At 63.5% G+C, this 24,968-nt stretch carries 20 protein-coding genes and 1 pseudogene; 11 read left to right on the top strand and 10 right to left on the bottom strand.

Translation table 11 applies throughout. From position 1 onward, the window contains the following. The first annotated feature begins 235 nt into the window (after positions 1–235). Together HF916_RS32545 and HF916_RS52130 are read left to right on the top strand one after the other, a co-directional pair. The gene (locus HF916_RS32545) at positions 236–607 is read left to right on the top strand and encodes a YciI family protein (protein ID WP_168792958.1); all 372 of its coding nucleotides are present in this window, start codon (positions 236–238) and stop codon (positions 605–607) included. Beyond that, a pseudogene (locus tag HF916_RS52130) lies at positions 604–738 on the top strand (RNA polymerase subunit sigma-70); the annotation flags it as partial. The gene HF916_RS32545 and the pseudogene HF916_RS52130, both read left to right, overlap by 4 nt. 133 nt (positions 739–871) lie before the next feature. Here HF916_RS52130 and HF916_RS32540 read toward each other — a convergent pair. Continuing rightward, complete coding sequence (locus HF916_RS32540) at positions 872–1,402, bottom strand: hypothetical protein (protein WP_206002024.1); 531 nt, start codon at positions 1,400–1,402, stop codon at positions 872–874. Between the two features lie 215 nt (positions 1,403–1,617). On the opposite strand from HF916_RS32540, the gene HF916_RS32535 reads away from it, so the two are divergent. Together HF916_RS32535 and HF916_RS32530 are read left to right on the top strand one after the other, a co-directional pair. Continuing rightward, positions 1,618–2,244, top strand: coding sequence for a tyrosine-type recombinase/integrase (locus tag HF916_RS32535; RefSeq protein ID WP_168792956.1), 627 nt, complete (start codon positions 1,618–1,620; stop codon positions 2,242–2,244). Positions 2,245–2,444: 200 nt separating this feature from the next. Then, positions 2,445–3,188 (top strand): DUF4239 domain-containing protein, encoded by a 744-nt coding sequence (locus HF916_RS32530; protein WP_240975784.1) that lies wholly within the window; start codon positions 2,445–2,447, stop codon positions 3,186–3,188. A 189-nt stretch (positions 3,189–3,377) separates the two neighbouring features. Here HF916_RS32530 and HF916_RS32525 read toward each other — a convergent pair whose 3' ends face one another. Both HF916_RS32525 and HF916_RS51110 read right to left on the bottom strand, forming a co-directional pair. Continuing rightward, positions 3,378–4,070: a phosphatase PAP2 family protein gene (locus HF916_RS32525; protein ID WP_168792954.1), complete on the bottom strand. Its 693-nt coding sequence runs from the start codon at positions 4,068–4,070 to the stop codon at positions 3,378–3,380. Positions 4,071–4,198: 128 nt separating this feature from the next. Then, the gene (locus tag HF916_RS51110) at positions 4,199–4,363 is read right to left on the bottom strand and encodes a hypothetical protein (RefSeq protein WP_240975783.1); all 165 of its coding nucleotides are present in this window, start codon (positions 4,361–4,363) and stop codon (positions 4,199–4,201) included. A gap of 554 nt (positions 4,364–4,917) precedes the next feature. Between HF916_RS51110 and HF916_RS32515 the strand changes: the two genes are divergently transcribed. Beyond that, positions 4,918–5,385, top strand: coding sequence for a hypothetical protein (locus tag HF916_RS32515; protein WP_168792953.1), 468 nt, complete (start codon positions 4,918–4,920; stop codon positions 5,383–5,385). 260 nt (positions 5,386–5,645) lie between these two features. Here the strand turns inward: HF916_RS32515 and HF916_RS32510 are convergent, their stop codons facing one another. Together HF916_RS32510 and HF916_RS32505 are read right to left on the bottom strand one after the other, a co-directional pair. Beyond that, positions 5,646–6,737: a porin gene (locus HF916_RS32510; RefSeq protein WP_168792952.1), complete on the bottom strand. Its 1,092-nt coding sequence runs from the start codon at positions 6,735–6,737 to the stop codon at positions 5,646–5,648. 123 nt (positions 6,738–6,860) lie between these two features. Continuing rightward, entirely contained in the window at positions 6,861–8,141 is a 1,281-nt protein-coding gene (locus tag HF916_RS32505) for an MFS transporter (protein WP_168792951.1), read from the bottom strand. A gap of 220 nt (positions 8,142–8,361) precedes the next feature. Between HF916_RS32505 and HF916_RS32500 the strand changes: the two genes are divergently transcribed. Next, positions 8,362–8,613, top strand: coding sequence for a hypothetical protein (locus HF916_RS32500; RefSeq protein WP_168792950.1), 252 nt, complete (start codon positions 8,362–8,364; stop codon positions 8,611–8,613). A 95-nt stretch (positions 8,614–8,708) separates the two neighbouring features. Here HF916_RS32500 and HF916_RS32495 read toward each other — a convergent pair whose 3' ends face one another. The 4 genes from HF916_RS32495 to hemC all read right to left on the bottom strand — a co-directional run bounded on the left by HF916_RS32495 (position 8,709) and on the right by hemC (position 15,101). Next, positions 8,709–10,472 carry a winged helix-turn-helix domain-containing protein gene (locus HF916_RS32495; protein ID WP_168792949.1) on the bottom strand — a complete coding sequence of 588 codons (1,764 nt, stop codon included), beginning with the start codon at positions 10,470–10,472 and terminating at the stop codon, positions 8,709–8,711. A 389-nt stretch (positions 10,473–10,861) separates the two neighbouring features. Continuing rightward, positions 10,862–12,052 (bottom strand): heme biosynthesis protein HemY, encoded by a 1,191-nt coding sequence (locus tag HF916_RS32490; protein WP_168792948.1) that lies wholly within the window; start codon positions 12,050–12,052, stop codon positions 10,862–10,864. A 2-nt stretch (positions 12,053–12,054) separates the two neighbouring features. Next, a complete protein-coding gene (hemDX, locus tag HF916_RS32485; RefSeq protein ID WP_168792947.1) occupies positions 12,055–14,073 on the bottom strand; it encodes a fused uroporphyrinogen-III synthase HemD/membrane protein HemX in 2,019 nt (672 codons plus the stop codon). Next, on the bottom strand, positions 14,073–15,101 hold the full coding sequence (gene hemC / locus HF916_RS32480) for a hydroxymethylbilane synthase (RefSeq protein WP_168792946.1): 1,029 nt from the start codon (positions 15,099–15,101) through the stop codon (positions 14,073–14,075). Before hemC ends, hemDX begins: the two co-directional genes overlap by 1 nt. 411 nt (positions 15,102–15,512) lie before the next feature. Between hemC and ppc the strand changes: the two genes are divergently transcribed. Further along, entirely contained in the window at positions 15,513–18,725 is a 3,213-nt protein-coding gene (gene ppc, locus HF916_RS32475) for a phosphoenolpyruvate carboxylase (protein ID WP_168792945.1), read from the top strand. A gap of 72 nt (positions 18,726–18,797) precedes the next feature. Here the strand turns inward: ppc and HF916_RS32470 are convergent, their stop codons facing one another. Then, positions 18,798–19,550, bottom strand: coding sequence for a class I SAM-dependent methyltransferase (locus HF916_RS32470; protein WP_168792944.1), 753 nt, complete (start codon positions 19,548–19,550; stop codon positions 18,798–18,800). 154 nt (positions 19,551–19,704) lie between these two features. On the opposite strand from HF916_RS32470, the gene HF916_RS32465 reads away from it, so the two are divergent. From HF916_RS32465 to HF916_RS32450, 4 genes are all read left to right on the top strand, one after another. Then, complete coding sequence (locus tag HF916_RS32465; RefSeq protein WP_168792943.1) at positions 19,705–20,517, top strand: helix-turn-helix transcriptional regulator; 813 nt, start codon at positions 19,705–19,707, stop codon at positions 20,515–20,517. Between the two features lie 337 nt (positions 20,518–20,854). Then, positions 20,855–22,261 (top strand): argininosuccinate lyase, encoded by a 1,407-nt coding sequence (argH, locus tag HF916_RS32460; protein WP_168792942.1) that lies wholly within the window; start codon positions 20,855–20,857, stop codon positions 22,259–22,261. A gap of 367 nt (positions 22,262–22,628) precedes the next feature. Then, on the top strand, positions 22,629–23,135 hold the full coding sequence (locus tag HF916_RS32455; RefSeq protein WP_168792941.1) for an energy transducer TonB family protein: 507 nt from the start codon (positions 22,629–22,631) through the stop codon (positions 23,133–23,135). A gap of 488 nt (positions 23,136–23,623) precedes the next feature. Beyond that, on the top strand, positions 23,624–24,931 hold the full coding sequence (locus HF916_RS32450) for an MFS transporter (RefSeq protein ID WP_168792940.1): 1,308 nt from the start codon (positions 23,624–23,626) through the stop codon (positions 24,929–24,931). Positions 24,932–24,968: the final 37 nt, after the last annotated feature.

Here is a 24,968-nt window from a genome sequence, read left to right as displayed (position 1 = left end):
TGCCGTTGCAGCGTAAGCCAGGTTCGCTACTAAACGGACCGCGGGCAGCGTGGAGGGGACGCCGGGCTCGCGCGAAGTGACTACGCGCAGGGTCCGCGACAGACGCGAACGACTGAGGCTGACGCGCCGTTCGCGATTTTTTCGACACCGCCTGTCCGTCAGCATGCGGCTCGCGCGTCATTATGATGGCGGTCCGATGTAATTCACCCGCCTCAATCTGAAGACGGAGGCTTACATGCAATACCTGTTGATGATCTACTCGGAAGAAAACGGCTGGAATCAGATGAGCGACAGCGAGCGGCAGCAAGGCGTTGCCGCGTATCAGTCGTACACGGAATCGTTGAAGAAAGCGGAAGTGCTGGTGGGCGTCAACCGGCTGCAGCACACAAGCACGGCGACCACGGTGCGGCTCGTCGACGGCACGCCGCAGGTGCTCGATGGACCCTATTCCGATTCGAAGGAGCAGCTCGCCGGCTACTACCTGATCGACGTGCCCAACCTGGACGCGGCGCTCGCGTGGGCGTCGCGTTGTCCCGGCGCGGCGCACGGCGTCATGGAAGTGCGCCCGGTCTGGACTGCCCCGTCCGATGCGCCATCTGCTGCATGAGTCCGTCCGGCGGCGACCGTGACGCTGCCGGCGCTGCGCGTGCGATTGCCGAGGCGGTCGCTCGCCGCAGTTACGGCAAGCTCGTCGCGTTGCTGGCGATGCGCACGTCGGTTCCGCCCCAGGCTGCGGACGTTCGCCACGTGGATCTTGTCGTGAGGTCGCCGGCCTGCATAGGTAGTAACCGCGAATGTTGGAGTAAGGGGTGAGCCTTTCCTCATTCGAGTCCGTCTGAATTCCAGTTGACCGGCGCCGAGCGATGCACGATTAGAGCCATGCCATGCCCTCACGGACCAAGGCGTGGGCGTCGTCCGTCAAGAGGTCGCCATGTGCGAGCACGACGCGTTCGAACGGCCAGGCGAGCAGAGTGTCGATGCAGGCGCGTGCGCGTGCGCGTTTGCGGTCCCGATACGCCATGCGCAGTAGCGGGTGCCAGCTGACACGACCGAGGATTCCGCCCAGGCGCAGGTAGTTGCGTGTCAGCCAATGAGGCGACTGATGAAAGTTCTCCACCAGATCGCAGGCGATCAGCGTGCGCGTGGCCGGATGACAGAAAACCGTCTCGCCCAGAATACAGCCTTCGATCGTCAGCAGTTCCAGGTCGCCGCGCCAGTCTGGATGAGGCTGGTCCGTCAGCACCGCGTCGAAGCGAAGATCTTTTCGCTTGCGTTGCAAGGCCGCCGGGCCGTGTAGCATCGCCTGCGGATAGGCTGTCGCAGTTTCTGCAGCATACATGTGATGAAAGAGGTTCGGACAAACGATATGCGCAAGCGGCAGCTTTGTGGCGGCATGGTTCAACGGGAGCAATGCAGCTTCTAGCCGACCGGAGCGGGGCCGATATGCCAATGTAGGCAAAGGCCGAAACCAACCCTAAGAACGACAAGAAGGACGGGCCGTTATGCCTTGCAAGCGGCCATCGCAACCACACCGCGATCACCGGCAGTTGAGGGTCGAGTATCGCCGATGGCAGTTGGCGCAGACTAACTTTCCCTTCACCTGAAAGGAGAGTTGTCATGGAAGCGACTGTCAGCAACGCCGCAGCGCGCGTGCCGTGGCACAAAGACAAGCTAACGGGGCAGAAGTCGCCGCTGAAGCTCAAGGAGATTTGGGCCATTCGGATTCGATTGCAACTGGGAGCGAAAACCCGTGATCTGGCGATGTTCAATCTAGCGATCGACAGCAAGCTACGGGCGTGCGACCTGACGAAACTACGAGTGCGCGAAGTCTGCCTCGGAACACGCGTAGCGCCTCGGGCCACCGTCATGCAACAGAAGACGCAGCGACCGGTGCAGTTCGAAATCACCGAGCAGACGCGGGATAGTCTGGAAAATTGGATCAGGGTAGCAGGGCTGTCTTCCTCGGACTTTCTGTTTCCTGGTCGGATTCACGCGTCGCCCCACCCTTCAACCAGTCAATATGCAGGGATCGTCCATCGTTGGATTAAATCGATCGGGCTAGACGACACCGTCTACGGCACACACACGATGCGGCGAACGAAAGCATCATTGATTTACCGCCGTACCAAGAACCTCACGGCCGTACAGCTGCTGGCCGGTCACACAAAGCTCGCGAGTACGGTCCGATATCTCGGCATCGAGGTCGACGACGCACTTGAGATGGCCGAGCAAACCGAAGTGTGAGTATGGGTCGGGGCGGGCAGCAATCAACGCTGTCCGGCCGGTCGGCCATCACGGCGCAACGTGGTCGAGCGCACAGACTATCGATAAAGCTTCGTGGTCTGGTTGAGGGGTTTGGACTCCCCAACCCACCAGGAATATCGCGTGCAGTCTACGCGACTACAATAATGAGTACATGGGTACATGAGTTGCCGTTATGGTTGATGGCACTTGTCACTTTCGGCGCGATATCTCTCGCGAGCGCGACCATCCATTTCGTCACCGGATGGCTTGCTGCCGGTCGATATGGGCGATCATTCAAGGCAATTTCGCCCGGTCTGCTTTCTCCACTCGGTATCATATTCGGCTTATTTATCGCCTTCACGGCCTCGCAGGTCTGGAACGATACAGCGCGCGCCAATGTCGCGGTCGCCACTGAAGCGAGTGCGCTGCGATCGGTTGTTGTCATGTCTGCCGTTTTGCCAGAAGAAGCGCAGACCGAACTGCGAAAGATGGTCCGAGACTACATCCAGTACACCGCGACGACTGAATGGCCGCTCGTGGCGAAGGGAGCCGTCACACTTAACGTTAGTCCTCCCGCGCTGAACAACGCACTGAAGTTCACGCTATCCCTGCCAGTCGTTACGCCCGGACAGCAGACGGCGCAGCGCGAGGTCGCGGCGTCCCTGCAGCATGCTCTCGAAGTGCGTCGCGAGCGTATCCTGATCAGTCGCAGCGAAGTGAATGGTGTCAAATGGTTATGCTTGACGTTTCTGGCGGTGTGCCTGCTGTTCGCCATCGCATTCGTTCATTGCGACAACCGGCTGACATCTGCCGTCGCAATCGGTCTGTTTTCCGCGGCACTCGCCACAACCTTTTTGCTCATCCTCTCCCACGATCGACCCTTTACAGGGGAAGTCGCGCTGACGCCAGAGCCGCTGTTGCAGGTGATGCCTGAGAATCGCTGACCGAGCGCGGCCATGAAGCGACGTTCATCCAGAACGTCACATGGACATTCGTGCGACTGCTCCGCTTTCTGAGCGGCCGTTTCGATCACAACGACGCGTGTCGCGTCGATGAACCTGGCTTCGATAAAATCACTCGCTCGGGCGGCGCCACCACCGACACGCTCGCAGCGGCGCACCGCAACGCGTGGTTCATAGGTGTTTGAGCACACTGCTCGCGAGCGTGCGCAGTTCGTCGAACTGCGTAACGAGTTCGAGGCACAGAATAAAGGCCAGCATCGCTGAAGGCCCCGGGCAGCGTTCGATCCATCGCAGCGCCGGAGTCGCGTAACGCACGCGGATCGCATCTCGCGTCATGACATAGGCAATTCCGATTCCCACAGCGGCGCCCACCAGCAAATCGGTTGGGTAGTGAAAGCCGAGATAGGCGCGCGGAACGCAAATGAACAGCACGGTATAGAGAATCGCTAGCACACCGATGCCACGCCACACGAGGAAGATGCCGGTGGCGACCGCCATCCATAGCATCGCGTGATCGCTTGGGAAGGAACTCCAACTTGTCAGCAGTGCGTCCTTGATATCGCTACCTGCAAAGTTCAGATGCAGTTCGGCGCTATAGACGGGGCGAACTCTGAACGGCAACCAATGAGTCAGCAGTCTTCCGATGAAGAGCGCCACGAGGCCACTGAGAAACGTCGCGAGAACCATTTCTCGCCGCCATTCGCGGCGCTCGTCCTGCTGAAACCACATCCACCACAGCACGGGAATGAGTACGAGGCCTTTGAAGGTGTAAAGGTCGGCGATGCCTTGTATGGATCGGGTCGCAAAATGACCGAAGTGTATGTTGGACAGATATGTTGCGATAGACAAATCGAAGCTATTCATTATTTGGTAAGAAACTTGAGCTAGTCGCATTGAGGTTAGAATAACCCACTGAATGCGCCGCATTTTTGGTGCTTACTTTCACTGACAACTTTTACTGCGCAATTTCATCGCCAACTTTCACTGGCGGCTTACTGCGCGAGTTTCCTCTTCGGGCGGCGTATGCCGACGAACACCGCGTCGGCCACGTCCATCGGAAAAGCTCGGGTAGCTATGGCGACACCCGCTCGATACTCGTCGATCAGCGCGTCGATAGCCGCAGCGGAAATGCCGCCCGCTGTCTTTGGGTGACCCAATCGAGCTTCGGCCGAGAATCCGCCAACGATCTCATCCCTCGAATGTCCGCTGCACTCCGAGACGCGCCGCACAGTTCGCAGGATGATGACTGTCTGCACCGGGTCGACTTCAGTCTTCTGCGCTTTCCAATCTCGGCACTCGCAAGGCCAGTATCGGAGGGAGCGCCACCAGTGACAAAGGCCAATCAGCCGTCTACAAAATTGCGGTGAAAATACGGAAAGCACCAACCACCCGCTCTTATCCCATCGGCCAATCCCAACATTTAGCCCCCAAGACTAAATCCGAGATACCTCCCCTCCCTTATAGTTACCAGGTCGCCGGGAAACACCTAGCGACCAGGAATGACAGCCTGTTTGTTACGTCCGCACCCCGCTCAGGCGGGAGTGCGTCTACCTCTGCACGTCTATATTCAATGGGCGGGCCTTGGTAGGGGAGCCGCAAGGCTCGCCGGCTTGACGTAACACCGGTCTCTCACCCTACTTCGTGCCCGCTCACCCCTCCCCCCAAAGGTGCGTGTCCGTGCGATCCAAAGAAGCAACAGGTAGATCGCACCATGACCAGGCCCGTCAAAAATCAACCGGCTGCGCGTCCGCCAGTCGACGCACTCCAGTACGAAAAACTTGCCCTTTCCGCGTTCGATGTATGCGACCGGCAGGTAGGTCAACTGGACACACTGATCACACTTGCGTCATCGATAGTTAGAAATCCTGCGATTACGCGTGACGAAAGAAAGCGTCATCGGACGCTGCTGGAATTGCTGGTGGACACGGCCGAGCAGTATCAGCAGCAACTCGAATGCGACCGCGAGTTGTTCCAGGTCATTGCACTCAACGCGAAGGGCATCCCGCGCAGCCGAATCACGGCGCAGCATGCGACGAACTTGCTGGCTGAAGCATCGCAGAGAGCAAAAGAGCCCACCGACGAAACAAAAGCTGCGCCCCGCAAAACGCTATCCAAGAAAAGCGCGATGATCAAGTTGTCCTCGGCTACTGTGCAACCGCTGTCCACTGCACCGCATTAAGCGATCAAATCAAGCATCACAGAACAGGCATCGCAGGAAGCACAATCGGCATAGCGGGACGACCATGAGGCCGTACCCCCGCCGCACCACCCGGCATGCGGGTCCGCACCGGGCGGTTTCGAAAGTCAAGATTAGGAGACTCGAAGCACGCCAGGCCTGTCGAAATAAGCAATGGTCAACACGCGTTTGAGGGCGCGGCCACTGTTGCGCCACCGGCAGGCTCGCCTTGGTGGCCTTTTTGTTACGCCGACGCACCACCATCAGAACAGCGTGTGCACACCGACGCGCACGATCATCTGATTGGGACCGCTAGCCGAATCGTTCGGCTCAGTGAGTCCGTTGATGAGCGCCTGCGCACCCGCATTGGTGCGCTGATAGACCGACATGAGATACACCGACGTGCGCTTCGACAACAGGTGGTCGAGGATCGCCGAGACCTGATGGGCGTGATTGTTGTTCAGCACCTGGTTGCCCTTCATGTACATGTACGCGCCGCCCACGCTCCAGTCCGGGCGAATGTAGTAGATCAGACCGCCCGACGCCTCCGCGATTGCGCCGCCCGCCACCGTGTTGCGCACCGTGGTGACGATGCCGTTGAACACGAAACCGCTCCAGTTATAGTGAGCGCCGACGCCCCAGTTGCGAATGCCAATCTCACCGCCCGGCGTGACGTACTTCACATCGGTATAGGCCGCATTCGCACCGAACGCCGCGCCGACATAGTTCAAACCGACACTGCTCGAATTGCCCGTTCCGATCGACCCGGCCACATTGCCGAATCCATACATCGCGCCGGCACTCCAACCGGCGTATGTCGGGCTCATATATTTGACGGAGTTGGCGATCCGTTCCGCGGCCATGCGATCCCAATCGAAGTCGCCGGTGGGATTGTTCGGGATACCCAGTTTCCTGAACGGCCCAGCGCGAAAACCGTAGAGATGCCCCGCATCCTCCGCGGGGTCGTCGCCGTGAAAGAACAGCGAGTCGGTCATAAAGTCGTACTGGTTGCCGAGCGTCAGACGCCCCAGCCGGTCACTGTCGAATCCGACATAGGCCGTGCGCGAGAACAGACTTTGGCCCGGCAGCAAACTACCGTTGTCGAGCGAAAACTGCGTGGTCAGTTCGAACACCGCGCGGTTGCCGCCGCCGAGATTCTCCACGCCGCGAAAACCCAGCAGCGTCGGGCGGTTGATGCCATCGTCCATGCGCAGCGTGCCGTGGCCGCCAACGTTGCTGATATAGCTTAGACCGGCATCGAGCGCGCCGTAGATCGTGACGCTGCTTTGCGCATGTGCAGGCAATGCGGCGCTCGCGAGCATTGCCACGGTCGCGCCGGCAAAGAAGGGCTTCATTCGTGTCTCCGTTTTTTGTTCACGGTTCTTATCCACGGCTACGGCGTTAAATGTCATGCCTCTCCCGGAAGGGCACGAAACACGCCTCGACGGCCGGGCTTTTGGCCCGTCAAGGTCGCATCGCTACGCCATCCTGACGAACTCCCTGCCGGTAAAGAACGACGCCATGAATGCCAACACCGCACTCAGGACGATGAGCAACGCGGGCGCCGGCAGAATTTGAGTCTTGATCACCAGAACACTGGCCAAAAGGGGCGCCGTGCCCATCGACGTCGCGAGTCCGAGATTGATCGCCGCAGCGACGCCGCAGAATCGCACACCGATCGGGAACATCTCCGCTATCACGCAGGCGAACGTGCCGTGCGCGAACGAGGTCACAATGCCCGCCAGGAAAAACAAGGCCGGCAGACCGAGCAGATGACGCGAAAGCAGCACGTAGAAGCACGGCGCGAACAGTGCCGACAGCACGGCCCCGGTGCGAAAGATGACACGCCGTGGCAGCACGTCGCCAATCCGCGCGACGGCCAGCATGCCGATCGAGATCACGACGACGAATAGCATCTGACCTTGGGCGATCCGCTGCGGCTCGTAGCCGAACTGTCGCAGCCACGCCGGAACGTACGCGAAGAAGATGCCATTGGTGACGCCGACCAGCGCAGACGCCACGATGCCGGTGACGACGGCCGGCCAATGCCGGCGCAGTAGGACCGCCAGCGGCTGGCGATGTCGCGCGCCGGTCGCTTCACGGTATTCGTCGGTCTCCGGCAACGTGCGGCGCAGCGCAAAACTGAACAGGCCGACGGCGCCGCCGAACAGAAACCCGACGCGCCAGCCGAACGCGTCCATTTGCGCGGAGTTCAGCATCATCCTCAGCGCGAGGTTGAGTGCCGCGGCAATCAGCAACGCGACGTTGACGGCGAAGAACACGATGCCGCACAAAAAGCCACGGTTCTTCCATTGGGTCTCCACGGCGTAGACGACCGCGCCCGGCAATTCACCGCCGACGCAAAAGCCTTGCACGAGCCGCAGCACGAGCAGCAACACCGGCGCCGCGATGCCCCAGACGCGGTATGACGGAAGCAGTCCAATGGCGAGCGTCGCGGCGGCCGCCACCATCGCTGACCACGCGAAAACCTGACGCCGGCCATGCTTGTCGCCGAGATGCCCGAAGATGAGTCCGCCTAGCGGCCGCACGAGATAACCGAGCGCGAGAAGGGCAAACGACAGCATCTCCGTTGCGCCGGCGCTGGCCGGGAAAAAGGCTCGACCAATCTGTTGCGCGAAGAACGCGTAAGCCACGATATCGAACGTTTCGAGCGCGCCGCTCGTGCTCGAAACGAACATCGTCCAGCGCTGACGGCGACTCATCGCCGCGTTGAAAATCGGGAGCGCAGTGCCAGGCATGCCTACTCCTTCTCATCGCGCGCGATGCGCCGCGCGCTCAGCGCACCGGCACCTCGGTGGGCAAAAAATTAACGATTTCTACAGCCCGCGTCCATTGGCGCCCTGGCCGCACAGCCGCAACATTGCGCCACGCATGCAGCACAAGTGCCTCCCGCCATGAAGCCGGCACGAAGGTCCTGTTGCATTCGCCTCTTCCATCCACTGTCCGGAGTAAAGCGAAATGAAACCACTCAGAATCGCGACGTCTGCCGCCCTTGCACTCGTCTGCGCGCATGCTCTTGCGCAAACCACGACCGAACCCGCGCAACCTGCCGATCAGGACGCGATACTCGCCGTCGGCGGCTCCGTGCCTCCGCAAACCGCGATGGGCGCGCCGACCGGCAAAAGCCGTGACCAGGTCTATCGGGAACTCGTCCAGTCGCAGCATGGCGACGAGGCACAACGCATGCGCGAACTGTTCAAAGGCAACTAGTACTGGCAACTGATGCTGGCAACTGATGCCGACTACACCGACTCGCTGCGAGAGGCCGCCGGCGGCGTTGACAACCGCCGGGCAGCCGGTCGCGCTCAAAAGCCCTGACGTTTTTCCAGACTGCGGAAGCGGCCGGTCGAAAGCCAGCGCTGAAACCAGGCGATCGTGCGCAACTCGCAGAGTCGCGACGACCTCTCGGCCAGCGCTTCGTCGAGCCAGTGAAACATCTCGTCGGGGCGCCCCAGCTTCGCGTAAACCTCCGCGAGGACGAGCGGCGAGACATAGCCCGCCCGATGCCGTGCGAGCAGATCCGCGCACAGCCACTCGAGTACGGCGTCGTGGCCGCCCGTCGCCCACCGCCCACGTATCGCTTCTGCGCGCGCATGCTCGTTGCAGCAAATGAGCGCTTCGATCGTCGCCTCCACCGATTCCTTGAACAGTCCCTTGACTTCAAACGCTGTCGCAAGGACTTGATAGATCAGCGGCGAGCGCTCGTTGGCCGCGCGAGAAAAGTACTCGTGCACTGCCTGCTCATGTCCTCCCGACAGGATAAGACCGAACGCGCGTGAACCCTGGAATGCCAGCGGATCGAGTTTTTCGGCGCGCGTCATTTGCGCGTGCCCCTCCGCATCGCGCCCGATGGCCAGCAAAAGCCTCGCGTACAAACGGTGCGCCTCTGGATAGCTCGGATTCAGACGCAGTGCGCACAGAAACTCGGCTTCGGCTTTGCGCCAGTCCCAATCGTAGAAGTAGTGGACTGCGGCCATCGCGTGATGCGCCTCGGGCAACTCCGGATCGAGTTCCAACGCGCGCTCGGCCGCCGACCGGGCAAGCTGCCAACCGTGCTCGGGCGGATAGAAGCCATGCACGACTGTCGAACCATAGAAATTCGACAGACCGGCATAGCCGAGCGCATACGATGGATCGCTTTCGACTGCGCTATCGAAGTAGTTGCGGCTGCGAAAGAAATCTTCGCCGCTCAGCGCGTGCGTCGCCGAAAAAGCCGCGTCGAAATGAACCCGTCGATACCAGTAATAACGGCCACGCAGATAAGCGTCGTGCGCCGCGGGCGCAACGGGCAACCGTCTTGCGAGCGTCGTCAGTTGATGCTGCGTCAACGTCGGCGTGACCTCGGTGGCAAGCGCAGCCCCCACCTCCTGTTGAATATTCAGCGCGCCTTGAGAAACAGGCTCGTAGGCGCGGCTCCAGATCTGCGACTGGTCGGCGCATCGCACAAGCTGCGCGAGGATCCTCACGCGCCGGCCCTCACGCGTCAATGAACCTTCGAGAACATAATCGACCGACAGCTCGCGAGCGATTTCCGCGATGCTCTTGCCGGTTCGCCGATAGTGCGCGGCAGTCGTGCGCGCGATGACCGCGAGCCGGTCAGGCCGCAGCGTGCCGAGCGTCGCGGATGTCTCGGCAGCCAGGGCTTCGCAAAATGCGTCCTGCGTCGCGTCGCCAGTCATGTTGTCGAACGGCAGAACGATGACGCGAACCGCGGGTTCCGGGTTCCGTGGCGCGGCCGCGGCAGGCGCCTGGTGGATACCGTCCAGACGATACCCTTTGCCCTTTAACGTTTTGATGTGGCGCGGCGTGATGGGATCGTCGTCGAGCGCGAGGCGGATCTTCCGGATTGCCGTGTTGATGCCGTTTTCCGTGTCGCGGAAAGTGTTGGGCCCCCACAAGACGCGAATGATGTCCGCACGCGAAATCAGCTCTCCGTCACGCGAGGCCAACAGGATGAGCAGTTCCATCGGCAAGCGTTCGAGGCGGATTTCCTGGCCGGCGCGCCGCAGTTCGTAGCGCTCGATGTCGAGCTCGAAGTCGGCAAACCTGATCAGTCCGTGCGTCTTCATGTGCTCTTCCGTGAGGCTTGCCGGCGCGCGTGCGATCCGGCAAGCGTGGCGCTGGTACTCGTGAGAATCCGCTTGCCTCCACAGCCATGAAGTCGTCCGCAATGGATGGACGGTTCGACCTATATATTAGGTGAGGATGTGTGAAATTGAAGGACAGACATCCGTGCTGCGCACCTGACGGATGACCACCGCCGCGACCTACAACTGCCTGTCAGATCAACGCGGCTGATGTCCTGACGTAAGCAATGGACCCGTGATGAACGGCACGGCGGGTGCGGCAAGTGCGCGAGTGCCGCGAGTGGCAAAATGAAAATGGCCGCAGCGGAGGCGGCGGCCATTGGCACTTCAATTCGAAACGATGTCTGCGCCGCTTGCCGCGGCGTAGCACGTCACACGATATTCATCGCCAACGCACTCTCGCGATAATGCTGGCTCGCTTTGTCGGCGTCGCCGAGTTGCTCATGCAAACGCGCCAACGCGCGATGCGAACGAATCTTCAGCGTCTCGTTGTCCGCGAGTTTCAGTGCGCGCTCAAGGAACGATTGCGCCTTGCCCCACAGTTGCTGATGCAGACACAAGCGGCCCAATGCGAACATCAGGTCCGCATCTTCCGGACGATCCTTCTGCCACGCTTCGGCCTTCTGGATCAGCGGCAACGCATCGCCCGCGGTCGTGTCCGGATAGCGGCGCAGCAAGCGCGCGTCCCAGTTCTGCGCGAGCGCTTCCTCGACGATCTTGCGCGCTTCCTGCGGACGGTTCAGCGACACCAGCAGTTCGGCCGCGAGATCCGCGAGACGCGGCGAATGACGCTCGGTCGCCGACAACGAATTCCACATCTCCAGTAGCGCATCGGCATTGTGACGCCGGTCACGCAGCAGGTTTTCCGCCGCAAGCTGACGCAAACGCACCGCCACCGCCGGATGAATCGCTTCGCGCTTTTCCAGCGTCTTGACGAGCTTGAGCACTTCGCCCCAGTTCTTCAATTGCTGTTGCGCGCGCAACATGATCTGCTGCGCGTGAATTCGCCGCCCGCCCTGTGACTGCATTTGGGTCAGCGCGGTCAGCGCGCCGTCCGCGTCGCGGCCGTCGGCGCGCATGTCGGCGGTAGCCATCAGGCGTGCGTCCTGCCAGTCGGCCTCGTTGATCTGCGCGAGCCACTCGTCGCGCCGCGCATATTCATGCATGCGATGCGCCGCGGTGGCCGCGATCAACCCGGCCGCGCCCTTGTTGTCGCCATTCGCGAGTGCGTCTTTGGCGGCTTTCTCAGCACGCGAAAAACGCCCGGCGTACAGATTGCCGATCGCGTCACGCAGCGCGGCATGCGCTTTCGCGACACGCGAGCGCGCGCGATAAGCGGCCACGCGTTGCGGCATGCGCCAGATATTGCGGAAGATGCGCAGCAGTGCGTACATCAGGATGAACACCACCACCAGCCCGACCACGAACAGATTCAACGATATATCGACGCGGTACGGCGGATAGATCAGCAGCACCTGCCCCATGTCGAAGCGCCCGACCACCGCCAGCACCACCGCGATGACGAACAGCAACGCAAGCCATAGAAGTCCCCGGATCGCCATGATTAACCTCGGCTCCGGTATTGATTGACGGCCTGCAGGCTCGTGTTCAGATTCGGCAGTTCAACCGCGGCCGAGCCCGCTTCCACCTGCTTGACGAGATCGGTCACGGTCTGCGTTTTCTTCGACGAGTTGTCGAAGTAACGTGTGAGCGCATTCTCCGCCGCCTGCAGGTCGGACTTCAACGTGGTCTCGTTGCGCGACAGCAAGGCAAGACGCGCCGACAGCAAACGCAGCTTGAGATTCTCGCGCACGAAATAGCCTTCGTCGGGCGTGACCAGCATCGCGTCGGCGTTATCGATCCGGCGCACCTGCACGAGGCTCGTCAACTGCTGGCCGATGCCGGTGGTCACTTCACGCCACCACACCTTCCAGCGCGGCTCGCCGGTGGCCGCGGCCACCTTGGCCGTGTCGGCCCACGTCGCGGCTTGCGGCGTGGCGTGGGCGATCGGTGCTTCGCCCGAGAGCGGCAGGTTGTCGACCAGGTCGATCGCGTTGTCGAGCTTGATGGCCATGCCCGTGAGATCGGTGGAAGGCGCGGCCTTCAGCTTGTCGATGTCCTGCGCGATGGCTTTGCGCACGGCGACCGCTTGCGGGCTGTCCGATGCGGCGAGACGCGTGTCGGCGCTTTGCAGCGCGAACAACGCGAGCTGCGTGTTGCCGGTCAACTGCAACTGCTGGCTGGCGGCGGAGAGCATCTGGCCGACTTCGGCGAGCGTCCAGTCGTCGCGATTGCGCGCGAGATCCGCGTATTGCTGTTGCAGCGCCTGCTGCGAGGTTTGCGCATCGGCGAGCTTGCCTTCGAGTTGCGCGACCTGCGAGTCCGACTGATGCACCGTGGCGAGCGCCTGCTCCGTCTTGATGCGCAGTTCGTTGGTCTGCGTGTCGTTGGCTTGCTGGCGCTGCACGATCTGTTGCTCCGCGCGCTCCACCTTGCGATTGAGCGCGTAGCCGCCCACGCCCGCGGCACAAGCAATGATCACGACGACAAACCACAGCAGCGGTCCGCTCGCGCTATGGCGCTTTTGCGCTTCGTAGGGCGTGAAGGGTTGATTCGGCGGCAACGCAGTGGTCGCGGCCGGCTGGGGTGAAGCGTTCGTGGATGCGTTCGTTTCAGTCATGCGTGATTTAGCCGGTGAATGAGCCGGGTTGGACGATACCGGTTGGACGACGGGCGGGACGGCGGCAATCAGCGCGCGGGCAATGCGCTCATCGCCCGCGCCGGACACCGTCATGCTATCAAAACCCAATGCCCGCGCGGTCTGCGCGATACGGGGATGCGGCGTGACGAGCGCGGCGCGTTTGAGTTGCGCGATCTCGTCGGCGGTAAGGTGGTCTTGCGCCAGTTCGTTCAGATTGCGCACGCCTTCGGAACTGGTGAGCAGCCACGCGTGCGGCACGCCTGCGAGCAACTCGTGCACGCGCGCCCAAGCGCCGATCGACGGTTCCGGCACGAGGCGCCGGTACGCCGCGACCGTGTCGACTTCGGCGCCGGCTTCACGCAGACGGTCGGCGAGCCACTCGCGGCCGCCGTCGCCGCGCACGATCAGCACGCGTTTGCCTTCGAGGCGGCTCGCGTCGAGTGCCGTGTCGATCGCGGCGAAGAGACCTTCGGAATCGAAGCGCGCGGTGTCTTCATCCGCGCCGGACGGCGGGCTGATCACGTTGTAGGCCGGCGCGGCGACGCCGTGGCGCGCGAGTGCCTGCACGCTGCCCGGTCCGACGACGCCGATCGGCAGCGCATGCGGCCAGATCGCGTCGCTGCGGGCGAAGGCGTGATCGACGGCATTCGGCGACACGAACACGACGAGCGCATAGCGTTCGAGCGACGCTAATGCCGCACGCAACGGCGCGTCGTCCGTGACGGGCGCGATGTCGATCAGCGGAAAGTCGAGCGTGGCGATGCCGGCCGCGGCGAGTCGCGCGATCAGTTCGTTCGACTGACCGGCCGGTCGCGTAATCACGACCGTGAACGCCGCCTTGTCGACGGCTGGGGAGGTGTTGCCGGGGATATCGGCCGCCATCACTCGCCGGTCGCCGCGCTGTCCGCCGCGCCGTCTTCCGCCGTGCCCTTCTTTGCAGCGGCGGGACCGCTGGCGGTGCTGAGCGCGCGAACGATGTCCATCGCGCCCTGCTGCTCGAGCGCGCTCGCCACTTCCTGGCCGAGCGCGATCGCGCGTTCGACGCTAGGTGCCGGCGCCGACGCCTGCGCGCTCAGCACGCGCTGCCCGTCAGGCGTGGCAACGATGCCGCGCAGATGCAGCGCGCCGTCGCGCCACGTGGCATACGCCGCGAGCGGCACCTCGCAACTGCCGCCAAGCGCGCGCGAGACCATGCGCTCAGCTTCGACGGCGGCTGCGGTGTGGTCGTGATGCAACGGTGCGAGCCATGCCGCGAGGTCCGCGCGGTCGGCGCGAATCTCGATGCCGAGCGCGCCCTGGCCCGCCGCGGGCAAACTGTCGTCGGGATCGAGCAGCGCGCGGATGCGCTCGCCCAGACCCAGACGCTTCAGGCCGGCTGCGGCCAGAATGATCGCCGCGTAATCGCCGCGATCGAGTTTCGACAGACGCGTGTCCAGATTGCCGCGCAACGGCCGCACTTCGAGGTGCGGATAACGCATGCGCAGCATGGCCTCGCGGCGCAGGCTGGAGGTGCCGACCACGGCGCCGGCCGGCAGTGCGGCGAGCGAGTCGTATTGGTTGGAGACCAGCGCGTCGCGCGGATCTTCGCGCTCCATGATGGTGGACAGCGCAAAGCCTTCGGGCAACTCCATCGGCACGTCTTTGAGCGAGTGCACGGCGAGGTCCGCGCGGCCGTCGGCGAGAGCGGCTTCCAGTTCCTTCACGAAGAGGCCCTTACCACCAACCTTCGACAAAGTGCGATCGAGTATTTGATCGCCACGTGTTGTCATTCCGAGGATTTTTACGTCACAAGATGGATATAATTTGTGCAGCGCACATCGCACATGCTCCGCTTGCCACATGGCCAGGCGGCTTTCTCGCGACGCAATCACAAGCGTGTGGGGTGGCGTGGAAAACGTCTCGGTGTTCATTAGCTTGCTGATCGAATGACGGGATGTAATAACGAACAATGTTAGCACGCGCCCTTGCGTCTCAAGACGCAGCCAGGCGCCGTGCTGAAGCGGTATCGATGGAGGAGACGGGCAACGCGCAGTGCGCGCCTGCCCCATCCCAGCCTGTTCACGCACGGTCGTTCGCGCACCGGGCCGCCGCATGCGGGATGATGCGATGCGGCCCAACGTGGCTCAGGTGCCGCAGGTGCCTCGAGCGAATGTCGTGCAGACGCGCGACCGTTCAGGCGCGCAGTCTCCTCTCAGGCGTATCGCCATCGGCGCATACCGTTTCGCGCAGTTCACTATGCAGTTCACGTTGCAGTTCATAGTGCAGTTCCGCAGTAGCAGTTCATCACTCAACAGACCCTGGCTTCCCTGAGGAAACCCATCGTGACGTCTTCCGGATCGGCGCGCCCTGCCCGCCGCAACACTGCATCGCCCAACGCTCGCGCGGCCGACGCCGCCAAGCCCGCCGCTTCTGCCGCCGCCTCGGCTACAACCGCTGCTGAGTCCCCATCGGCCAAACGCGCCGGCAAACCCGCTCTGGCCGCTCACGCCGCCAAAGCCGGCAAGGCCGGCAAGGCCGCCAAAACCTCCACGCCTGTCAAGACAGACAAGCCTGTGAAGGCAGTCAAGACGGATAAGACGACGCAAGCCACTTCCGCCACCAAGGCGCAAAAAGCGGCCAAGGCCGGCTCCACGAAGATCAAGGTCGTTGCCGACGCGCCGCAAGCGCCCGCGCTGCAGGCCGTGTCGGAGGAATCGCCCGCGTCCGCACCGAAGGGCAACGGCCGCACGCGCGAGGACAAGGACCATCCGCTGTTCCAGGACATTCGCTATCTCGGACGCCTGCTCGGCGACGTGCTGCGCGAACAGGAAGGCGACGCGGTGTTCGACGTCGTCGAAACGATCCGCCAGAACGCCGTGCGCTTTCGCCGCGAAGACGACAGCGCCGCCGCGCAAACGCTCGACAAGAAACTGCGCTCGCTGAGCCCGGAGCAAACGGTCAGCGTGGTGCGCGCGTTCAGCTATTTTTCGCACCTCGCGAACATTGCTGAAGACCGTCACCGCAACCGCCGTCACCGGATTCACGCACTGGCCGGTTCGACCTCGCAACCGGGCACGATTGCCCATGCGCTCGAACGGCTTGTCGAAGCCGGCGCGGCCGCCACGCCCGTGTTGCAGCAGTTCTTCAACGACGCGCTGATCGTGCCGGTGCTCACCGCGCACCCAACCGAAGTGCAGCGCAAGAGCATTCTCGACGCGCAGCACGACGTCGCGCGCCTGCTCGCCGAACGCGATCAGCAGTTGACCGACCGCGAGCGCGCGCACAACGAAGCGATGCTGCGCGCCCGCGTCACGTCGCTGTGGCAAACGCGCATGCTGCGCGATTCGCGCCTCTCCGTGGCCGACGAAATCGAGAACGCGCTGTCGTACTACCGCGCCACTTTCCTCTCGGAAATCCCGGCGCTCTACGCCGATATCGAAGAAGCGCTCACCGAGCACGGCATCGACGCGCGCCTGCCGCCGTTCTTCCAGATGGGCAGCTGGATCGGCGGCGACCGCGACGGCAATCCGAACGTCACGGCCGAGACGCTCGAAAACGCGATCACCCGCCAGGCCGCGGTGATCTTCGAGCACTACATGGAGCAGGTGCACAAGCTCGGCGCCGAGTTGTCGGTGTCGAACCTGCTGGCCGGCGCCAGCGACGCCCTGAAGGAACTCGCCGCCGCCTCGCCCGACCAGTCGCCGCATCGCACCGACGAGCCGTATCGCCGGGCGTTGATCGGCATGTACACGCGGCTCGCGGCAAGCGCGCGCGTGCGCCTCGGCGAAGGCAGCGTGCCGGTGCGCAGCGCGGGCCGCGGCGCGGCGCCGATCCGCGCCAAGCCGTACGGCGACTCGGCCGAATTCGTGCGCGACCTGCACGTGCTGATCGATTCGCTCGCCGAGCATCACGGCGCGCCGCTCGCCGCACCGCGTCTGTCGCCGCTCGCGCGCGCCGCCGAAGTGTTCGGCTTCCATCTGGCGAGCATCGACTTGCGCCAGAGCTCCGACATTCACGAAGCGGTGATCGCCGAACTGCTCAAGCGCGCAGGCGTCGAGGACGACTACGCGGCGCTCACGGAAGAGGACAAGCTCAAGGTGCTGCTGGCCGAACTGGCGCAGCCGCGTTCGTTGCGTCTGCCGTACGCGGAATACTCCGATCTCGTGAAGAGCGAGCTCGGCGTGCTCGAGGAAGCGCGCATCACGCGTGAGAAATTCGGTGCGCGTGCGGTGCGCAACTACATCATCTCGCACACGGAGACCGTGAGCGATCTGGTCGAAGTGATGTTGCTGCAAAAGGAAACCGGCCTGCTGCACGGACGTCTGGGCGACGCGAACGATCCGGCCCAGGCGGGCCTGATGGTGATTCCGCTGTTCGAGACGATCCCCGACTTGCGCAACGCGCCGCACATCATGCGCGATCTGATCGCGCTGCCGGGCGTCGATGCGCTGATCGAACATCAGGGCAACGAGCAGGAAGTGATGCTCGGCTATTCGGACAGCAACAAGGACGGCGGCTTCCTCACGTCGAACTGGGAGTTGTACCGCGCCGAACTCGCGCTGGTGTCGCTCTTCAACGAGCGCGGCGTGACGTTGCGTCTGTTCCATGGACGCGGAGGCACCGTCGGCCGCGGCGGTGGTCCGACCTATCAGGCGATTCTGTCGCAGCCGCCGGGCACCGTCGACGGCCAGATCCGTTTGACCGAGCAAGGCGAAGTGATCGCGAGCAAGTTCGGCAATCCGGAGATCGGCCGGCGCAATCTGGAAACGGTGGTCGCCGCCACGCTCGAAGCATCGTTGCTGCCGCATGGCATTGCCCCGGCGCAACTGCCCGCATTCGAAGAAACGATGCAGCAGTTGTCCGACGCGGCGATGGCGTCCTACCGCGCGCTGGTCTACGAAACGCCGGGCTTCAAGGAGTATTTCTTCGAGTCGACGCCGATCGCGGAGATCGCCGAGTTGAACATCGGCAGCCGGCCGGCTTCGCGCAAACTCCAAGATCCGAAGCAACGCAAGATCGAAGATCTGCGCGCGATTCCGTGGGGTTTCTCCTGGGGCCAATGCCGTTTGCTGCTGACCGGCTGGTACGGGTTCGGCAGCGCGGTGGCCGCGCATCTGGACAGCGCGCCGACCGACGCCGAACGCAAGAGCCGTCTCGCGCTGCTGAAGAAAATGCACAAGACGTGGCCATTCTTCGCCAACCTGCTGTCGAACATGGACATGGTGCTGGCGAAGACCGACCTCGCGGTCGCCTCGCGCTACGCCGCGCTCGTGTCCGACAAGAAGCTGCGTAAGCACGTGTTCGAGCGGATCGTTGCGGAATGGGAGCGCACGTCGAAGGTGTTGTCGGAGATCACGGGCAAGAGCGAACGGCTTGCGGAGAACCCGCTGCTCGCGCGGTCGATCAAGAACCGCTTCCCGTATCTCGATCCGCTGAATCACTTGCAGGTGGAGTTGCTCAAGCGTCACCGCGGGGGCGACACCAACGCGCGCGTGCGGCGCGGGATTCATTTGAGCATCAACGGGATTGCGGCGGGCTTGCGCAATACGGGCTAAGCACGCACGCGTTTGATTGCACGCCTTTGAGCACACAAGCCGGGCGCGACGCTGTTCGTCGCGCCCGGTTTTTCATTGCGCCTCGATCATCAACGCGTCGAGCTTGAATGAGCCGTCTGCCTGCACGTCGAAATATTGGCGGACTTCATCCGGCGAATTCGCCCACATCGAGCGAATCGCCACCACGCGCGGTTCCGGCGTGCGCATGCGCGCCACCCACGAGCTGAACTCGATATCGATGCGCCAACGCTCGCGAATCGATGCGCTGAACCCTGCCGTGGCAAATAACGCGAGCCACTCGTCGGCGCGGTAATCGCGAATATGCGAGCCGTCGCGCAACAACTCGATGGCCTGGATATGCGTGTCGAGCAGCGGATGATCGCTGCCGGCGATATCGATGAACAGCACCTTGCCGCCCGGCTTCAGCACGCGCCGCACTTCGGCGAGCGCGAGCGGCACGTCGTGCCAGTGATGCGCACTCATCCGGCTGATCACCCAGTCGAACGAATGATCGTCGAACGGCAGCACTTCGGCCGCGCCTTGCTGCGTGCGGATATTCGCAAGACCGCGCTCTTTCGCGGCGCCTTCCACGGTGGCCAGCATTGGCGGCGCGATGTCGTAGGCGACCACCGCTTGCGCGTGCGGCGCGACCGCGAAACTCGCGTGGCCGGCACCGCAACCCATGTCGAGCACCGTCGCATCCGGCGTCGCCGCGATCGATTCGGCCAGCGTCCGCAGATCGGCGCCGGTGGCGTGGGTCGGGCTCGTCAAATAGGCGGCGGCGGTCGAGCCGAAGGCGTCGGCGACCTGATCGTGATGCTTCATGGGAGGCTCCGGTTATGTATTCGGGGAAGCGCTGGAAGGCGTCGTGCCTTTCCAGCCGCTACAATAGAGCCCGCCGTGTACCAGTACAAGTTAAGCGATTATTCTGGTATCGCTATTACCTCCCTCCCCTTCGTCGACCTACCGCTCGCTCAGAATGACCACGCCGTCTTCCGCCGACAACCCGCCACCGCTCGACGCCACGCCGGCCCGCGCGCTTGGCGACTTCATCCGCGCTCATCGTGAGCGGCTCTCGCCGCAAGCGGTCGGCCTGCCGCCCGGCCCGCGCCGCCGCACGCCCGGCTTGCGGCGCGAGGAAGTCGCGCAACTGTGCGGCGTGAGTCCGACCTGGTACACGTGGATCGAACAGGGGCGTCCAGTCTCCGCTTCCGCCGACGCGCTCGCGCGCATCGCGGTTGCATTGCAACTGTCGCGCGCCGAACGGGCGTATCTGTTCGAACTGGCCGCCCAGCGCGACCCGGCGGAGCCCGATCCGGCCGCCGCCGACGCGCCCGCCACCCTGCTGGAAACCGTCCAGCTCGTGAGCGCGCCGGCTTATGTGCTCGACCGCCAATGGAATGCGCTCGCCTGGAACGAGCGCGCCACGGACCTGTTCGTCGGCTGGCTGGACGGCACGCACGACCGCAATCTGCTGCGCTATACCTTCACCGAACCGGCCGCACGCGAGCTGATCGTCGATTGGGAAACGCGCGCGCGGCGGCTCGCCGCCGAATTCCGCGCCGACTCGATCCGCCATCTGAACGACGCGCCCACCCGCGCGCTGATCGACTCGCTCACCGCCGCGAGCGACGCGTTTGCGCGCTTCTGGGCCTCGCAGGACGTGGGCGGCCGCGAAGGCGGACGGCGCGAGTTCAACCATCCGCGCGACGGCCGCATCGTGTACGACCAGATCACGTTCAAACCCGCGCATCGCGAGGATCTGAAGCTGGTGGTGCTGGTGCTCGAGTAGGCGACGGACGGGTGGCTGGCGCGTCGCGGGGAAAAGCCGCTGTCGCGCTTGCCGTGCCCACGGCCAGCAGGCGCGCCGCGCAGCGACTCGGCAATACGCGACACGAGCCTGCCTGGCACGACATCTGGAGCGAGGCAGCGCCGCCTCACCGTCGCGCGCCCAAACCGCCGTGTGCCGTTCGTCTGGACACCCTGTGGCGTACGGCGTCTTTAAGCCTCCCGGCCAGTGTTAAAATCCCTGTCTTTCCTCGCTTCGGCGGCACCTTTGCACGGCATGTGCATTCGCGTCGTCAGCCTTCTTCACCGCTCGCTCAACTGCCGCTTAACTGCCCAACACCATGACGTCCCAACTGCACAAAAAAGGCGAAGCCTGGTCGGCTCGCTTCTCGGAGCCGATGTCGGAACTCGTCAAACGCTACACGTCGTCGGTTTTCTTCGACAAGCGTCTGGCGCTCGTCGATATCGAAGGGTCGCTCGCGCACGCCTCGATGCTGGCCGCGCAGAAGATCATCGCCGCCAGCGACCTCGCCGAGATCCAACACGGCATGGCGCAGATCAAGGGTGAAATCGAGCGAGGCGAGTTCGAGTGGCAACTCGATCTGGAAGACGTGCACCTGAATATCGAAGCGCGCCTGACCGCGCTGATCGGCGACGCCGGCAAGCGCCTGCACACCGGCCGCTCGCGTAACGACCAGGTCGCGACGGATATCCGTTTGTGGCTGCGCGGCGAGATCGACCGGATCGGCGGCTTGCTGACTGAATTACGCACGGCCCTGCTCGACATGGCGGAGAAGAACGCCTCGACCATCATGCCGGGCTTCACGCATCTTCAAGTGGCGCAGCCGGTCACGTTCGGCCATCACCTGCTCGCTTACGTCGAAATGTTTTCGCGCGACGCCGAGCGCATGATCGATTGCCGCAAGCGTGTGAACCGTCTGCCGCTCGGCGCGGCTGCGCTCGCCGGCACCAGTTATCCGATCGACCGTCATGCGGTGGCGAAGACGCTCGGCTTCGACGGCATCTGCGCGAACTCGCTCGACGCGGTGTCCGACCGTGACTTCGCGATCGAATTCACGGCGGCCTCGGCACTCGTGATGACGCACGTCTCGCGCTTCTCCGAAGAACTCGTGCTGTGGATGAGCCCGCGCGTCGGCTTCATCGATCTGGCGGATCGCTTCTGCACCGGCTCGTCGATCATGCCGCAGAAGAAGAACCCGGACGTGCCCGAACTCGCGCGCGGCAAGACCGGCCGCGTGAACGGCCATCTGATCGCGCTGCTCACGCTGATGAAAGGCCAGCCGCTCGCGTACAACAAGGACAATCAGGAAGACAAGGAGCCGCTGTTCGACACCGTCGATACGGTTGCGGATACGCTGCGCATCTTCGCTGAAATGGTCGCCGGTATTTCGGTGAAGCCGCAGGCGATGCGCGACGCCGCGCTGCAAGGCTTCTCGACGGCGACCGATCTGGCCGACTACCTGGTCAAGCGCGGCCTGCCGTTCCGCGACGCGCACGAAGCGGTGGCGCTGGCCGTGCGCGTCTGCGCGGATCGCGGCTGCGATCTGGCGGATCTGACGCTCGAAGAAATGCGTCAGGAGCTGCCGAACGTCGCGCATCTGATCGGTGAGGACGTGTTCTCGTATCTGACGCTGGAAGGCTCGGTGGCGAGCCGCAATCATCCGGGCGGCACGGCGCCGGAACAGGTCCTCGCGGCGGTGAAAGCGGCACGTGCGGCGTTGAAGTAAGCAGACGCGCGGCATGCGGTGAGCGCGCACTATGCGCCCATCGCTTGCTTGTCTCTTGCACGCAGCTTGCGGATAGAAAGGCGAACTCGATATCGGGTTCGCCTTTTGTTTTTCGCGCCGCACGGGCTCGCGCGAACGGTGCAGCAAAAAGAAAAAGCCCGCGCGAAGCGGGCTAAATGAAAGACTTCCACCGATGCCTCTCGAAAGAGGCCATCGAAGTGTAGGCGTGTTTTCGCCGCGCACCAATTCGCTCATATTTCAGCCTATTACAGACGGTTGGGCCACATACAGCGGGCGAACGCCAATTGCTTCCTGGCGGATTTTGACTACCATCAAGTTAGATCCTGTCCCGAGTTTTTCTTCGACAATGCTCACCCGCACGCGTCACCTTCGCCGCCTCACCGGACGCCGCGTGCGCGGCATGCTGCTCGCTGCCGCGTTGGGCATCGCCGTGGCTGGCTGCACCATTACGCCACCGCCACGCGCGACCGTGTCGACGCCCGCGGCCGCCATCAGCAGCGCGACGCTCGACCAGTACCGCGATGCCGTGGCCAGACGCATCATCGAACGCAATCCGTCTTACGTGCTGCGCGGCACGCCGCAAGCGATGCTGCGCTCGCTGGTGGTGGTCTCGTTCACGGTGGATAGCAATGGGCATGTGCTGGAGTCGTCGGTGTATCGCACCAACGGCGACGACGAAGCCGAAAACACCGCGCTCGCCAGCTTGCGGCGCGCCACGCCGCTGCCGCAACCGCCCGGGAAATTGCTGAACGGCCGTGGCCAGCTCGAGCTATTCGAAGACTGGCTGTTCAACGACAACGGCAAATTCCAGCTCCGCGAGTTCGCCTCGCCGCAAGCGCAGACCATCGATTGAACGCGGTTCGTTTCGTGCAAAGCACGCGGCAAACCGGGGGCCGCCTTGCTGCGGCGCGGCCGCGCTCGCTATAATTTTCCGATTCCCTGCGCCGGAGCCTTCCGGCATGGCTCACGCCGCCTGCTCACCCGCGGGCGCGGCATGAGCCCGATTGCAGCGCCGCCGCGCCATCCGCGAGCGCCGCCTGCTTGATACACGATGCGCGCGCTGCGGCCCTGATCCCAACTCGTCAGTGCCGCGCGCCGCACCGGCCGCCTTGCCTTGCTCGCCGCTCGCGTCACGCCTCTTGCCTGGCTAATCACCTGGTAGGAGCGCCTTTCGCTGGCTGCCGTTGTAAGCTGTCGCAGCGTCGCCCGTGCCGCGCGTGGCCGCCCACCGGCCCGCGAGTGAAGCGAGGCGCACGAACCTGAACAAAGATGCCGCCCACACACGCACCGTCCGCTCACGAACAAAGCGTCCGGCAGCATCACGACATAGGGAGACCCTGCATGTCCACTTCGCCGATTTCCGCGGCCCAGCCCAATGCGGCCGGGCAGAACAAGAGTTCGCGGATCATTTTCGCAAGCTTTATCGGCACCGCGATCGAGTTCTACGATTTCTACGTCTATGCGACCGCCGCGGCGCTCGTCATCGGACCGGTGTTTTTCCCGCACGGCTCGGCGACGGCGCAGGCCTTGTCGGCCTTCGTCACGTTCGGCATCGCCTTCGTGGCGCGGCCGATCGGCTCGTTCCTGTTCGGCCATTTCGGCGACCGGATCGGCCGTAAATCGACGCTGGTGGCGTCGCTGCTGGTGATGGGCCTGTCCACCACGCTGATCGGTTTCGTGCCCGGCTACGACTCGATCGGCGGCCTCGCGCCGATCCTGTTGTGCATCTTGCGCTTCGGCCAGGGCATTGGTCTGGGCGGCGAATGGGGCGGCGCGGCATTGCTCGCCACCGAGAATGCGCCGCCTGGCAAACGCGGCTGGTTCGGCATGTTCCCGCAACTCGGGCCGTCGATCGGCTTTCTGGCGTCCAACGGCCTGTTCTTCGCGCTGTCGCTGTCCCTGAGCGATGAGCAGTTCCGCAGTTGGGGCTGGCGCGTACCGTTCCTCGTAAGCGCGGTGCTGGTCGCGCTCGGTTTGTACGTGCGCCTGAAAATCGCCGAGACGCCGGCGTTCCAGGCGGCAATCGACCGTCAGGAACGCGTGAAGGTGCCGATCGCGACGCTGCTGTCGCAACACTGGGTGCCGACCCTGCTCGGCGCGCTCGCGATGGTGGTCTGCTACACGCTGTTCTACAACGCCACCACGTTTTCGCTGTCGTACGGCGTCTCCGTGTTGCATATTCCACGGCCGACGTTCCTCGGCCTGCTGTGCATCGCCGTGGTGTTCATGGCGCTCGCCACGCCGCTGTCGGCGTGGGCCGCCGACCGCTATGGGCGCAAGCCGGTGCTGATCGTCGGCATCATCGCGGCGATCCTGTCGGGCTTCACGATGGCGCCGCTGCTCGGCAGCGGACAGACGTCGCTGGTGCTGCTGTTTCTCGTCATCGAACTGTTCCTGATGGGTGTGACCTTCGCGCCGATGGGCGCGCTGCTGCCGGAGTTGTTCCCCACCAACGTGCGCTATACCGGCGCCGGTGTGTCGTACAACCTCGGCGGGATTCTCGGCGCGTCCGTCGCGCCGTATATCGCGCAGATGCTCGCCGCGCGCGGCGGGCTTCCATGGGTCGGCGCGTATGTGTCGATCGCCGCGGCCGTCAGCATGATCGGCGTGCTGTGCATGCGTGAAACGCGCGACACACAACTGATGTAACCAGGGGCGCCGATCTCGGCGCCTTTGTCTTCGCTTT

The sequence above is a fragment of the Paraburkholderia aromaticivorans genome, assembly GCF_012689525.1.
In the GTDB taxonomy this organism is placed as follows: domain Bacteria; phylum Pseudomonadota; class Gammaproteobacteria; order Burkholderiales; family Burkholderiaceae; genus Paraburkholderia; species Paraburkholderia aromaticivorans_A.
The sequence above is the reverse complement of the archived record's forward strand: the minus strand, read 5'-3'. Positions and strand labels throughout refer to the sequence as shown.